The sequence below is a fragment of the Stenotrophomonas sp. STEN033 genome (genome assembly GCF_056856655.1).
This window is the reverse complement of record NZ_JBXFWM010000040.1, coordinates 26,570-39,818: the sequence shown is the minus strand read 5'-3', so window position 1 is coordinate 39,818 and position 13,249 is coordinate 26,570. Positions and strand designations below refer to the sequence as shown.

Annotated in this window: 11 protein-coding genes; 4 read left to right on the top strand and 7 right to left on the bottom strand. The window is 63.8% G+C overall.

Features of this window, described 5'->3' with window-relative positions; all coding sequences use genetic code 11:
* Positions 1-46 precede the first annotated feature (46 nt).
* From AC1VXC_RS13775 to AC1VXC_RS13750, 6 genes are all read right to left on the bottom strand, one after another.
* Positions 47-892 carry an ABC transporter permease subunit gene (locus AC1VXC_RS13775; RefSeq protein WP_293706776.1) on the bottom strand — a complete coding sequence of 282 codons (846 nt, stop codon included), beginning with the start codon at positions 890-892 and terminating at the stop codon, positions 47-49.
* The gene (locus AC1VXC_RS13770) at positions 889-1,815 is read right to left on the bottom strand and encodes an ABC transporter permease subunit (RefSeq protein WP_293706775.1); all 927 of its coding nucleotides are present in this window, start codon (positions 1,813-1,815) and stop codon (positions 889-891) included. The genes AC1VXC_RS13775 and AC1VXC_RS13770 overlap by 4 nt, the downstream gene beginning before the upstream one ends.
* Positions 1,812-2,942 carry an ABC transporter ATP-binding protein gene (locus AC1VXC_RS13765; protein WP_313169481.1) on the bottom strand — a complete coding sequence of 377 codons (1,131 nt, stop codon included), beginning with the start codon at positions 2,940-2,942 and terminating at the stop codon, positions 1,812-1,814. Before AC1VXC_RS13765 ends, AC1VXC_RS13770 begins: the two co-directional genes overlap by 4 nt.
* Positions 2,943-3,515: 573 nt before the next feature.
* Positions 3,516-4,640: a polyamine ABC transporter substrate-binding protein gene (locus tag AC1VXC_RS13760; protein WP_312914405.1), complete on the bottom strand. Its 1,125-nt coding sequence runs from the start codon at positions 4,638-4,640 to the stop codon at positions 3,516-3,518.
* Between the two features lie 379 nt (positions 4,641-5,019).
* Positions 5,020-6,414: a glutamine synthetase family protein gene (locus AC1VXC_RS13755; RefSeq protein ID WP_313169480.1), complete on the bottom strand. Its 1,395-nt coding sequence runs from the start codon at positions 6,412-6,414 to the stop codon at positions 5,020-5,022.
* A complete protein-coding gene (locus AC1VXC_RS13750; protein ID WP_481538914.1) occupies positions 6,411-7,175 on the bottom strand; it encodes a gamma-glutamyl-gamma-aminobutyrate hydrolase family protein in 765 nt (254 codons plus the stop codon). Before AC1VXC_RS13750 ends, AC1VXC_RS13755 begins: the two co-directional genes overlap by 4 nt.
* A 168-nt stretch (positions 7,176-7,343) precedes the next feature.
* Between AC1VXC_RS13750 and AC1VXC_RS13745 the strand changes: the two genes are divergently transcribed.
* The 3 genes from AC1VXC_RS13745 (at position 7,344) to AC1VXC_RS13735 (ending at position 10,675) form a co-directional block, all read left to right on the top strand.
* The gene (locus AC1VXC_RS13745) at positions 7,344-8,636 is read left to right on the top strand and encodes an NAD(P)/FAD-dependent oxidoreductase (RefSeq protein WP_313169476.1); all 1,293 of its coding nucleotides are present in this window, start codon (positions 7,344-7,346) and stop codon (positions 8,634-8,636) included.
* A 126-nt stretch (positions 8,637-8,762) separates the two neighbouring features.
* Positions 8,763-10,091, top strand: coding sequence for a GGDEF domain-containing response regulator (locus AC1VXC_RS13740; RefSeq protein ID WP_313169474.1), 1,329 nt, complete (start codon positions 8,763-8,765; stop codon positions 10,089-10,091).
* A 122-nt stretch (positions 10,092-10,213) separates the two neighbouring features.
* Complete coding sequence (locus tag AC1VXC_RS13735; RefSeq protein ID WP_313493651.1) at positions 10,214-10,675, top strand: bacteriohemerythrin; 462 nt, start codon at positions 10,214-10,216, stop codon at positions 10,673-10,675.
* A 137-nt stretch (positions 10,676-10,812) separates the two neighbouring features.
* On the opposite strand, the gene AC1VXC_RS13730 is transcribed toward AC1VXC_RS13735, so the two are convergent.
* Complete coding sequence (locus AC1VXC_RS13730; RefSeq protein WP_313169470.1) at positions 10,813-12,111, bottom strand: MFS transporter; 1,299 nt, start codon at positions 12,109-12,111, stop codon at positions 10,813-10,815.
* Between the two features lie 592 nt (positions 12,112-12,703).
* Between AC1VXC_RS13730 and AC1VXC_RS13725 the strand changes: the two genes are divergently transcribed.
* Positions 12,704-13,138: a PepSY domain-containing protein gene (locus AC1VXC_RS13725; protein WP_481538915.1), complete on the top strand. Its 435-nt coding sequence runs from the start codon at positions 12,704-12,706 to the stop codon at positions 13,136-13,138.
* The last annotated feature ends 111 nt before the right edge of the window (positions 13,139-13,249 follow it).

Sequence of the window (13,249 nt, the reverse complement as noted above, 5' to 3'; positions counted from 1 at the left end):
CTGCTAAAAGCCCCTGCCGAGCATGGCTCGGGACTACATTTGCCCCTCAGCCGTTTTCCTGCAGCGCCAGCTGCATGTCGCGCTGGCGACGCTTCTCTGCGCGGGCCGAAATCCACCAGCCCAGCACCGCCACCGTCGACACCGCCAGCACCATCAACGTGGCCAGGGCGTTGATCTTGGGGCTGACGCCCATGCGCACCGAGGCGAAGATCTTCATCGGCAAGGTGGTCGAACTGGGGCCGGCAACGAAGCTGGCAATCACCACGTCATCCAGCGACAGGGTGAAGGCCAGCAGCCAGCCGGACAGCAGCGCCGGGGCGATGATTGGCAAGGTGATCAGGAAAAACACCTTGATCCGGTTTGCACCCAGGTCCATCGCCGCTTCTTCCAGCGAGCGGTCCAGCTCCTGCAGGCGCGAGGACACCACCACCGTCACGAAGGAAATGGTGAAGGTGACATGCGCGATCCAGATCGCCACCACGCCCTTGGACGGCAGGCCGAACAGGCCGCCCATCGACACCAGCATCAGCAGGATCGACAGGCCGATGATCACTTCCGGCATCACCAGCGGCGCGGTCACCAGGGCACCGAAGATGGTTTTGCTGGGGAAACGCTTGAAACGGGTCATCGCCATCGCCGCCATGGTGCCGATCACCATTGCCGCGCTCGCGGTCCAGAACGCGATCTTGATGCTGATCCACGCCGCCTGCAGTAGTTGGCGGTCACGGAACAGCTCGCCGTACCACTGCGTCGAGAAGCCCGCCCACACCGTCGCCAGACGCGAGGAGTTGAACGAATACACCATCAACAACAGGATCGGCAGGTACAGGAACGCAAAGCCGAGCAGCAGGATGCTCCAACCCAACCAGGAACTACGCCGGGTCATGCTCATGCCAGCTTCCCTTCCAGCTCACGCTGCTGGGACCGGTTGAAGATGATGATGGGGATCAGCAGCAGGATCAGCATCACGATCGCCACCGCCGAGGCCAGCGGCCAGTCGCGGTTGTTGAAGAACTCGCCCCACAGTACGCGGCCGATCATCAGCGTATCCGGGCCACCCAGCATTTCCGGGATCACGAACTCACCCACCGCCGGGATCATCACCAGCATGCAGCCGGCGATGATGCCGCTGCGCGACAGCGGCAAGGTGATGCGAAGGAAGGCCTGCCAGGGCTTGGCGCCGAGGTCGTAGGCCGCCTCCAGCAAGCGATGGTCAAGCTTGACCAGGTTGGCGTACAGCGGCAGCACCATGAACGGCAGGTAGCAGTAGACGATGCCGATATAGGCCGCCACCGGGGTATAGAGGATGCGCAGCGGTTCGTCGATCAGACCCATGCTCATCAGCGTGCGGTTGATCAGGCCATTGCTGTCGAGGATGCCGATCCAGGCATAGACGCGGATCAGGAACGAGGTCCACGACGGCAGTACCACCAGCATCATCGCGATGTTGCGCGCCGACGGCGACATGCGCGAGATCACATAGGCCATCGGGTAGCCGATCAGCAGGGTCAGCAAGGTCGAGATCACCGCGATCTTGATCGAGCTCAGGTAGGCCACCACGTACTGGCTGTCGGTGAACAGCGCGGTGTAGTTGCCCAGGTTGAGATTGACCGTGAACGCGTTGTCCACGTATTCCACGATGGAGGTATACGGCGGCATCGCCACCGCCATCTTGGCGAAGGAGATCTTCAGCACGATCAGGAACGGGATCGCGAAGAACAGCAGCAGCCACAGGTACGGCACGCCGATCACACCCGCGCGTGCACCCGGCAGCCAACGCCGCCAACCGCTGGTGAGTGGACGGGTCGCGCTCATGAGGTCAGCACCACGCCGTCGTTGTCGTCCCAGGACACCCAGACTTCGTCGTTCCAGGTGATGCCGTCACTGTCCCAGCGCTTCATGTTGGCGAAGTTGGACAGGATCTTGGCACCACTGGGCAGGCGCACGTGGTAGACCGAGTGGCTGCCGAAATAGGCAATGTCCTCGACCACGCCAAACGCCTTGTTGGTTTCACCCTCGGGCTCTTCCTTGGCGATATGCACCTTTTCCGGGCGCAGCGCGAACGCCACCGGCTGGCCTTCATAACCGGTGATGCCGTGGCCGACATAGATCGGCGCCGGGAAGTCGGCGGTGCGCACGGTGACGTACTCGGGCAGATCCTCGTCGATCACGCCCTCGAACAGGTTGACCGAGCCGATGAAGCTGGCAACAAAGCGGTTGGCCGGCTGTTCGTAGATATCGTCCGGCTTGCCGATCTGCTGGATCCAGCCCTGGTCCATCACCGCGATGCGGGTGGCCATGGTCATGGCTTCTTCCTGGTCATGGGTGACCATGACGCAGGTGACGCCCAGTTGCTCGATGATGTTGACCAGCTCCAACTGCATCTTCGAACGCAGCTTCTTGTCCAGCGCGCCCATTGGTTCGTCCAGCAACAACAGCTTGGGGCTCTTGGCCAGCGACCGCGCCAGCGCCACGCGCTGCTGCTGGCCACCGGAGAGCTGGTGCGGCTTGCGCTTGCCCAGCTTCTGCAGCTGTACCAGCTCCAGCATCTCGCCGACGCGGCGGGCGATCGCATCCTTGGCCATGCCGTCCTGCTTCAGGCCGAAGGCGATGTTCTGCTCCACCGTCATGTGCGGGAACAGCGCATAGGACTGGAACATCATGTTGATTGGCCGCTCGTAGGGCGGCAGCGCGGTGATCGGCTGGCCGTCGAGCAGGATGCTGCCCTTGGTCGGCGTCTCGAAGCCGGCCAGGCAGCGCAACAGGGTGGACTTGCCACTGCCCGAACCGCCCAGCAGGGCGAAGATCTCGCCCTTGCGAACGTCCAGGTTGACGTCATCGACGGCGACAAAGCCATCGAATTCCTTGCGCAGATCGCGAATGGAGAGATAGCCGGGCTCGCTGCTGAGGGCGATCGGGTCCGGCTTGGCGTCAACGGGCATGTAGGGGCTCCGGAAGCAGGCAGATGAACAAACGGGCGTAGTTTAGCCCCCCATTTTTGTCGGCGACACCGCTGGCTGTGGCGGTTGGGGCCGATGTGAAGGTGCGCAGGCCGTAGCAGCGGCGTCCGCCGCGAGGCTGGTAATGCGCGAAAGGCCACAAAGGCTTACCCGTCCCCAGCCCTCCCCTTGGCTACGCCAAAGGGAGGGAGACAAGCCAAGCCGCAGCGCGTGCGCCCCGCGGTAGTGCCGAGTCATGCTCGGCAGGGGCGTTCCGAGCAGAACCTGCAGGAGCGCCGTCCGCCGCGAAGCTGGCAACTCCCGAAGGGCCACAAAAACTTACCCCTCCCCAGCCCGTCCGGCCCGAAGGCGCAGCCTTCGGTCGTTCATCAGGCCGCGCGCCAATGGCGCGCAAGCAGGCCTTCTTTACCCCCTTGGCTGCGCCAAAGGGAGGGGCCAAGCGCCGGTTTCGCCATCTCCACTGGCAACCGACAGCGCACGAAGGCCTCAAACAACAACGCCTCCCTGCAAGAGGGAGGCGTTGTAAACACTCACACGCAAAACCAGCCTGTGAAATCAACGACCGGTCTTGATCTCGGTCCACAGACGGGTATACAGCTTGTCCGTCTCCGGGCTGTTGATCGCGTAGGTGAACATCTTGGCGGCCACATCCTCGGCCGGGTAGATGGTCTTGTCGTCGCGGATGGCCGGGTCGACCAGCGAGGTGGCCGACTTCACCGGGTTGGCGTAGTGGGTCACGTTGGTGTTCTTGGCCGCTACCTCCGGCTCCAGCAGGTAGTTGATGAAGGCATAGGCGTTGCCCGGGTGCTTGGCATCCTTCGGGATGGCCAGCATGTCGAACCACTGCGGTGCGCCTTCCTTCGGAATGGAATACGCCACTTCCACGCCGTTCTTGGCTTCTTCGGCGCGGTCACGGGCCTGGATGATGTCGCCCGACCAGCCCACCACCAGGCAGGTGCTGCCATTGGCCAGCGAACCCACGTACTGCGAGGAGTGGAAGTTCTGCACGTACGGGCGGATCGACTTCAGCAGGTCGGCCGCCTTCTGCAGCACGGCCGGGTCGGCGCTGTGCGGGTCTTCGCCCAGGTAGTGCAGAGCCACCGGAATCATGTCGGCCGGGGTGTCCAGCAGGGTCACGCCGCAGTCCTTCATCTTGGCGATGTTTTCCGGCTTGAACACCAGGTCCCAGCTGTTGGCGATGTCAGCGCTGCCGCCGAAACGCTCCTTCAGCTTGGCCACGTTGTAGCCGATGCCGGTGCTGCCCATCATGTACGGCACGCCGTACTGGTTGCCCGGGTCCTGGCCGGCAATGCGCTGCATCACCGCCGGGTCGAGGTTGGCCAGGTTCGGGATCTTGCTCTTGTCCAGCGGCAGGAACACGCCGGCCTGGATCTGGCGACCGAAGAAGTTCAGCGTCGGCACCACGATGTCGTAACCGCTGTCGCCGGTCAGCAACTTGGTCTCGACCATCTCGTCACTGTCGAACACGTCGTAGGTGACCTTGATGCCGGTGGTCTTCTCGAAGTTCGGGATGGTGTCCTCGGCGATGTAGTCCGAGTAGTTGTAGACGTTGAGGACCTTGGCCTCGCCGCCTTCGGCGGGCTTGGCGCCCTCTTCCTTGCCGCCGCAGGCAGCGAGCAGGGAGATGGCGACACCAACGGTGAGAATGCGCAGATTCATGGGTTCTCCAGTGGGATCCGGGAGCGGTATGGGGGACCGGCCAGGCCGGGAAGTGGGCATATTGTCCCATCTGCGGCGGCTTCGTGTGTAGAAGTTGGATGTAGGGCTTGTGGGAGCGGCGTGAGCCGCGAAGCTGGCAACACTTGAAACGCCACAGCAGAGCTCCCCCTCCCCAGCCCTCCCCTTGGCTTGCGCCAAAGGGAGGGAGCAGAGCTGCATGCACCGCCCCTCCCCTTTGGCACAGCCTAAAGAGGAGGCTGGGAGGGGGTAGCTGCAGCCGTTGCCTGCAGGCTTCAAACGCCGGAGCCAAAGCTCAACAGCAACCCCCTCCCCAACCCTCCCCTTTGCTACGCAAAAGGGAGGGAGCCAAGCCTTGCGGTCAAACATTCAGCAGCAGGAATTCGCGCTCCCAGGAGCTGATCACGCGGAAGAAGGTCTCGTATTCCTTGCGTTTGACCGAGACATAGGCGCGGCAGAAACGGCGCCCCAGTAGCTCCTGCAGGGCTTCGCAGCCCTCCAGCGCATCCAGCGACTCGCCCAGCGAGCGCGGCAGTTCGTAGCCCAGCTCCTTGGCGTTGCCGCTGATCGGGGTGGTCGGGGTCAACTTCTCGCGGATGCCCAGCAGGCCACAGGCCAGCGTCGCCGCCATCGCCAGGTAGGGATTGGCGTCGGAACCGGCAAAACGGCTCTCCACGCGATTGTTCTCCAGGCTGTCCATCGGCACACGCAGGCCGCAGGTGCGGTTGTCGAAGCCCCATTCCACATTGCTCGGCGATACCTCGCCGAACACCAGCCGGCGATAGGAGTTCACGTTCGGGGCAAAGAAGCCCATCGCCGCAGGCACGTACTTCTGCAGGCCGGCCAGGTAGTTGTCGAAAGTCTCGCTGTACTCGCCTTCGGCGTGGCCAGCAAACACATTGCGACCATCGACAATGCGCACCAGGCTCTGGTGGATGTGCATGGCGCTGCCGGGTTCGGTCTCCATCGGCTTGGCCAGGAAGGTGGCATAGATGCCGTGACGCAGCGCCGCCTCACGCATGGTTCGCTTGAACAGGAAGACCTGGTCGGCCAGCGACATCGCGTCGGAATGGGTGAAATTGACTTCCAACTGCGCGGCGCCGGATTCGTGGATCAAGGTATCCACGTCCAGCTTCATCGCATCGCAATAGTCGTACATCAGGTCGAGGATGGGATCGAATTCATTGACCGCATCGATCGAATACGACTGACGTGCCGTCTCCGGGCGACCGGAGCGGCCAGCAGGCGGCAGCAGCGGGAAATCCGGATCGGTGTTCTTCTGCACCAGGAAGAACTCCACTTCCGGCGCCACCACCGGCTTCAGTCCAAGCTCCTCGTACGCAGCCAGTACCCGCCGCAATACATTGCGCGGTGCCAGTTCATGCGGCTGGCCATTCTTGGTGTAGCAGTCGTGGATGATCTGCGCGGTGGGATCGGTCGCCCACGGCACCATCCGCACGGTGTCCGGGTCCGGGCGCAGGATCATGTCCGCGTCGGCCGGCGAGGTCAGCTCGTAGTAGTCGTCCGGGTAGTCGCCGGTCACCGTGGTGGCAAAGATGCCCTCGGGCAGGCGTGTGCCGTAATCGTGCGAGAACTTGTCGGCCGGGATGATCTTGCCGCGCGCGTTGCCGGTGATATCCGGCACCAGACATTCAACCTCGGTGATGTGCCGCTCCTTGAGCCAGCGCAGCAACAGGCTTTCTTCCTGTACGGCAATGGCGGTTTTACGGCTGCGGGTGCGGGGGCGCGACGTCATGGGGAACCAACTTGTTTGTGTGACCGATAGCGGCGACAGGCCTCGCCGAAGGCTTGGAATATGCCCAGATAGAACGGGTTTTCGGTAACCCGCCATTCCGGGTGGAACTGCAGGCCGAGCAGGAACGACGGTCCGCTGCCACGAAACGCCTCGATCAGCCCGTCCGGCGCGCGGGCCTCGACCTGCAGCCCTTCGCCCAGCCTGGCCACGCCTTGCCCGTGCACCGAGTTGACCATCACCTCGCTGCCGCCGGCAATGCCTGCCAGCAAACCACCCGGGCTCAGTTGCAACGCATGCGCCGGCCCATATTGCACTTCCAATGATGACACCGGGTTTTCACGGTGATCGGCCAGCCCCGGCACTTCATGTACTTTCGGATGCAGGCTGCCGCCAAAAGCGACATTCACCTCCTGGAAACCACGGCAGATCGCCAGGATCGGCATGCCCAGCGCCAGCGCCTGCGGGATCAGCCCGAATACGTTGGCATCGCGCGCCGGATCGTGCGGATTGCCCGGCCAGCTGTCGCCGCCATCGTAGTGGTACGGCTCGATGTTGCTAGTTGCACCGGTCAGCAGCAGGCCATCCAGCGTCGCCAACCAGGCTTCCGGCGGTAGCGGCGGTTGCAGCAAAGGCAGCAGCAGCGGCATGGCCTGCGCGCCGTCGACAACGGCCCGCACGTATTTTTCACCAACGACAAGAAACGGATGGGAGCCGATCGGTTTGCTGTCGCTGGGCAAGCCGACCAGCGGCAGGCTGGCCATGGATGAAGTTCATGAGACGTGCCTGCACGCTACCCCTGCCCCGCTGTTTAGGCAACCAAGCGCCATCCGCGATTCAAGTAAGGCAAGGCACACTATGCGGGTTCTTCACCGGCCTGCGCACGCTGCATACGCCGGTGTCGCTACACTTCCCACCCCTGATTCGGCCAGATGTCCGTGGACGCCGCTGCATCCGTTTACCCCCCAAGCTGGTATGCCGCCAGCCAACCCGAGCTTCCGCTACGCGCGCCCCTGCGGGGCCAGGCGCGCGCCGATGTGGCCGTGCTCGGCGCCGGCTACACCGGCCTGACCGCCGCATTGGCACTGGCTGAAAAGGGCTACAAGGTCACCGTACTGGAAGCCGAACGCGTGGGCTGGGGCGCTTCTGGCCGCAACGGCGGCCAAGCCATCGTCGGCTATGGCTGCGAACAGGACACGCTGGAAACCCTGGTGGGTGACGCCGATGCGCGGCTGCTGTTCGATTTCTCGCGCGAAGGCATGCACATGCTCAAGCAGCGCATTGCTCGCCACGGCATCGACTGCGACTGGCGCGACGGCCACGCCAGCGTGCCGATCCAGCCGCGCCAGGAACGCGCCCTGCGCAATGACATCGAGCGCATGGCGCAACGCTATGACTACCCGCTGGAATGGTGGGACCGCCCACGCCTGCAGCAGGAACTGGCCAGCGAACGCTACCTGGGCGCTGTCTACGACGCTGCCAGCGGCCACCTGCATCCGCTGGCTTATGCGCAGGGCCTGGCCCAGGCCGCTGAAGCCGCTGGTGTCACCATCCATGAGCAATCCGCGGTCACCCGGCTTGAACGCGGCCCGCAAGCAGCGCTGATCACCGCCCACGGCCGCGTTGACGCCGATTTCATCATCCTGGCCGGCAACGCCTGGCTGCAGGACATCGCCCCCGAGCTGGAAACCCGGATGATGCCGGTCGGCACCTATATCGGCGCCACCCGGCCACTGGGTGCCGAGCGCGCACGGGCACTGATCCGCAACGACATGGCCGTGGCCGACGTCAATTGGGCGCTGGACTACTTCCGCCTCAGTCGCGACCACCGCCTGCTGTTCGGCGGCCAAGCCAATTACTCCGCGCTGCCGCCACCGGGACTGCGCGCCAGCATGACCCGACGCATGCGCCGGGTATTCCCGCAGCTGGCCGATGTGGAGATGGAATACGTCTGGGGCGGCTATATCGACATCACCCGCAACCGCGCCCCGCACTGGGGGCGGATCACCCCGAACGTGTACTTCGCGCAGGGTTTTTCCGGCCACGGCGTCGCCAGCACCGGGCTGGCCGGTGAAGTGATCGCCGCCGCCATTGCCGGCCAGGCGCAGCGCCTGGACGTGTTCGAACGCATCCCACACGGCGTATTCCCGGGCGGCAAGGCCTTGCGCATGCCGATGCTGGTGGCGGCAATGTCCTGGTACAAGCTGCGCGATCTGTTGTGGTGAGGCGGGGATTGGGGACCGGGGATGAAGGGCGCGGATCACCGCGAGTGCAGGGCTGGCGCTTGCCAACCCCCACTCCCGGTCACATACAACCTCAAGCTCTTGCGCCCGCGGCCGCTATACCTTCCGATGCTCCCTACTCTCGCCACTACTGCCAGCACGCCACAGGCCGCCTTTGACAGTCCGTCGATCGCGCCCCTGCCCCAGCGCATCCTGTTGGTGGAGAACTCGCGCACCTTCACCACGATGCTGCGCGAGGCCATCGAGCAGCGACTGGAACTGCCGGTCAGCGTCGCCTCCAGCCTGGCCGAGGCCGGCGAACTGCTGGACCGTGAAGACGGCTGGTTCCTGGTCCTGACCGGGCTGGTGCTCGCCGATGGCGACCGCGACCAGGTGGTGCAGTATTTCGTCGACCGCGGCCTGCCCACCATCGTGGTCAGCGGTGTTTACGACGAGGACCTGCGCAAGCGCGTGCTGCAGCAGCAGATCATCGACTACGTGCTGAAGAACACCCCCGGCAGTGTCGATTACCTGGTCTGGCTGGTGCAGCGCATGGAGCGCAATCGCCGGATCGCCGCCTTGGTGGTGGACGATTCGCCGTCTGCACGCGCCTACGCGTCTGCGCTGCTGACGATGTACGGCTACCACGTCATCGAAGCCGACGACGGCAACGCGGCACTGCGTGCCATCGAGGCCGATCCGGCGATACGACTGGTCATCGTCGACGAGGAGATGCCGGGTATGCAGGGCGTCGAGCTCACCCGGCGGCTGCGCGCATTGCGTGCACGCGACAAGGTGGCGGTGATCGGCATTTCCGGCAATTCGGACCCGTCGTTGATCCCGCGGTTCCTGAAGAACGGCGCCAATGACTTCCTGCGCAAACCGTTCTCGCGCGAGGAATTCTTCTGCCGTGTGTCGCAGAACGTGGACCAGCTTGAGCTGATCGGCACGCTGCAGGATCTTGCCACGCGCGACTTCCTGACCGGCCTGCCGAACCGCCGCAGCTTCCTTGAGCAGAGTCAGCGCCAGCTCAGCGCCGTCGACAACGGCGGTATGGTCGCCGTGGCCATGGTCGATATCGATCACTTCAAGCATATCAACGACAGCCTTGGCCACGAGGCTGGCGACCAGGCCATCCGTGCGGTCGCCTCGGTACTGCAGGCCAACACCCGCAGCCAGGACATCAGCTCACGCTTTGGTGGCGAGGAGTTCTGCCTGATGGTTTCCGGCCTTGATGCAGCCGCCAGCGCCGCGCACTTCGAGAAAGTGCGGCAATCGGTAGCCGCCTTGCGACTGCCATTCGGCGACAGCATCCTGAGCATGACAGTGAGCATCGGCGTCTGCCGCATGCCCTTGCACAGCGGCAACCTGCACCAGCTCATCACCGAAGCCGACCGCCAGCTGTACCTGGCCAAGGCCGCCGGACGCAACCGCGTCTGCAGTGCCGATACGCACTGAAAGCCCTCATCCCCATATCTGAATGAAATCCTTGCCCCGCTACAGGCATTGATCCAGATCAACGCGCCTTCCCGGACCGCTCCCTACAGTGCAGCTCAAAGCACACAGAGGGAGAAGTGGCGGTGGCACTACTGGTCTGGCAAGACGATCTCAATACGGGCGTGGAGGTCATCGACCACCAGCACATGCGCATCGTGGAGATGCTCAACCACCTGCACGTCGCTCAAAAGAGTCTGGAGCGCGTCGCCGTGGCTGAAGTCATCGACGAACTGGTGGACTACACCATGTCGCACTTCGCCTTTGAAGAAGAGTTGATGGAAGAAGCCGGCTACCCCTTCTGCGCCGCCCACAAACGCGTGCACGAAGTATTCGGCAAGCGGGTCTCCGAGTACCGCATGCGCTTCCAGTCCGGCGAGGACGTCACCGACGAACTGCGCAACATGCTGTCACGCTGGCTGTTCAACCACATCCGTGGTGATGACAAGGCGTATGCCGAGCACGTCAAGCGCCACCTCAACCAGTTCGCCAGGGAGCACCAGGAAGGCAGCTGGCTGGGACGCACGCTGAAGCGCCTGTTCCGCTGATCCGCTTTGCGGGAGTGGCGCGACTGCGTGAAGCCCAGCAGATATCGCAACACCGCTACTCCTGCGTTTCATCGCTGCAGGAACGCCGCAAGGCGCACACGTCGCCGGTCTTGTGTGGGACCGGCAGTAGTCGCGACTTACGGCGTCCCTGCGGCACCCTGCCGCTGCCAACGGCGGATTGCCAACAACGCAAGTGCCGTCAGCAGCGCGGTGCCGCACAGATAGCCGCCAACCGCGGCGATGCCGAACTTTCCGGCCAGCCAGGTCGCCGCATAAGGCGCGGGGGCGGCGCCCAGAATCCCCGCCAGATTGAATGACAACGACGCGCCGGTATAGCGCACCTGCACCGGATACAGGCTGGCCAGCATCGTGCCGCAGGGTCCGTAGGTCAGGCCCATCAGGAACAGGCCCAGCGACAGGAACAGCAATACCTGCAAGGGATGCCCGGCCTGGAACAGGGGTTGGAACAGCAGGCCGAATACAAAGATGCCCAGCGTCGCCCACAACATCGCCTTGACCGTACCATGACGATCGCCGTACAGCGCCGCCAATGGAATGCCGGCAGCGAAGAACAGGATGCCGACCATCTGCAGCAGCAGGAAGTCCTCGCGCGCATAGCGCAGCACCGACGTGCCGTGGCCCAGCGTGAACACCGTCATCAGGTAGAACAGCACGAAAGTGGCGAACGCCGCCAAGGTGCCAACGACCACCGCGAAGCCATGGCGGACCAGCACCTCACGCATTGGCAGGCGCACGCGCTGGCCCTGGTCCAGCGCCTTCTGGAAATCCGGCGTCTCGCGGATGTTCAAGCGCACCCACAGCCCCACGATCACCAGCAACGCACTGGCGACGAACGGCACGCGCCAGCCCCAGGACAGGAAACTGGCATCGTCCAGAGCCCGCCCCAGCAACAGGAAGGTACCGGCCGACAGCAGGAACCCCAGCGGCGCACCCAACTGCGGGAACATCCCGTACCAGGCGCGCTTGCCCGGCGGCGCGTTCTCGGTCGCCAGCAACACCGCGCCGCCCCATTCCCCGCCAAGCCCGAGGCCCTGCCCAAACCGACAGAGTGCCAGCAACAGCGGCGCTGTCACGCCGATGTCGTGATAGGTCGGCAACAGCCCGATCGCCACCGTCGACAATCCCATGGTCAGCAGTGCTGCAACCAGCGTTGCCTTGCGCCCGATCCGGTCGCCGTAGTGCCCGAACACCGCCGAGCCCACCGGCCGCGCGATGAACGCCACCGCAAAAGTCGCCAACGACTGCAGCAGCGCGGCGTCATTGCTGCTCTCGGGAAAGAACAGCTTGGGAAACACCAGCACCGCCGCCGTGGCGTAGATGTAGAAGTCGAAAAACTCGATGGTGGTGCCGACAAGACTGGCCGCCAGGACGCGGCGCGGGGAGTTCAGAGGGGCGGAGCTGGCTGCGGTGGACATGGCCGTGACAGGAAAAATAATGGCCGCAGTCTGCCATGCAGCGCCGCCGCGGCCGTCATTTGGTTGCAGCCGACACCGTTGCTTGCCGACGCTGCCATCTTCACCGGGAGGGCTGGAAACTGTTGGCACTGGTGGTGGTCACAGCATCGCCCCTCGCATGGATGCATTGCCCATGACGGTGACTTCCAGACGTTTCCGTCACCCCCTCGCCCATCTGGACGCGTTGTGGGAGCGGCGCAAGCCGCGAAGCATGCATCACATCAGCGATAGGCATCTCTGCGACCCGGTGGTTTGTCGGCTTCGCGACTCACCTCGCTCCTGCACGTCTGCGCACGCCCAGCTGATCTGCAAAGCCCCTGCCGAGCATGGCTCGGCACTACAGCTGCCGGTTGTCGCGCACCGACCCAAGCATCCACTGCGGCAGGAATGAACATCCTGAAAACATTTTTTTGCACTCCTATGCACATCCATTAACCGCATCCGATTGTCGCCTGTTGAAGCCGCACAAATTCACGGATCGATACAGGTTGGCGGGGTTAGCGTTGATCCCGCGTCAGAAGCGCGATGAAGATGAACCCGAAGGAGCAGACCAATGAACAACCGACCGCTACGTACCGCATTGATTGCAGCCGCGCTGACATTGGCCGGCAGCGGCATCGCCCAGGCGCAGGATGCACTGACCGCGCCGCAGGTGCGTGCGCACCTTGAGTCGCAAGGCTATACCAACATCAAGGACGTCAAGTTCGACGACGGCATGTGGGAGGCCGATGCAACCAGCGCCGATGGCAAGCAGGTCGACGTGAAGATCGACCCGCGCAATGGCACCGTTTACCCGGACAAAGCGGTATCGCAGCTGAGCGAGGCAGATATCCGTGCACAGCTCGCCGGCGCCGGCTACACCGGCGTCAGCGATGTAAAACTGGATGACGGCATGTGGAAGGCCAAGGGCCGAACCGCCAGCGGGGAGAAGGTCGAGGTGCGTTTGGACCCGGCGACCGGCGCGGTGGTTGCGCAGGAAAAAGAGTAAGCCAATGTGAAATCCGAGCTGCATGCTCCGCCCCTCCCCTTTGGCGTAGCCAAGGGGGAGGCTGGGAGGGGGTAGCTTTTGCTGTTGCTTGCAAGGCTTCAAACGCAACAG

Coding starts and splice junctions, on each gene's coding strand:
- AC1VXC_RS13775 (WP_293706776.1), bottom strand. CDS start 892: ATGAGCATGACCCGGCGTAGTTCCTGGTTGGGTTGGAGCATCCTGCTG.
- AC1VXC_RS13755 (WP_313169480.1), bottom strand. CDS start 6,414: ATGACGTCGCGCCCCCGCACCCGCAGCCGTAAAACCGCCATTGCCGTA.
- AC1VXC_RS13730 (WP_313169470.1), bottom strand. CDS start 12,111: ATGTCCACCGCAGCCAGCTCCGCCCCTCTGAACTCCCCGCGCCGCGTC.
- AC1VXC_RS13770 (WP_293706775.1), bottom strand. CDS start 1,815: ATGAGCGCGACCCGTCCACTCACCAGCGGTTGGCGGCGTTGGCTGCCG.
- AC1VXC_RS13740 (WP_313169474.1), top strand. CDS start 8,763: ATGCTCCCTACTCTCGCCACTACTGCCAGCACGCCACAGGCCGCCTTT.
- AC1VXC_RS13765 (WP_313169481.1), bottom strand. CDS start 2,942: ATGCCCGTTGACGCCAAGCCGGACCCGATCGCCCTCAGCAGCGAGCCC.
- AC1VXC_RS13745 (WP_313169476.1), top strand. CDS start 7,344: ATGTCCGTGGACGCCGCTGCATCCGTTTACCCCCCAAGCTGGTATGCC.
- AC1VXC_RS13760 (WP_312914405.1), bottom strand. CDS start 4,640: ATGAATCTGCGCATTCTCACCGTTGGTGTCGCCATCTCCCTGCTCGCT.
- AC1VXC_RS13725 (WP_481538915.1), top strand. CDS start 12,704: ATGAACAACCGACCGCTACGTACCGCATTGATTGCAGCCGCGCTGACA.
- AC1VXC_RS13750 (WP_481538914.1), bottom strand. CDS start 7,175: ATGGCCAGCCTGCCGCTGGTCGGCTTGCCCAGCGACAGCAAACCGATC.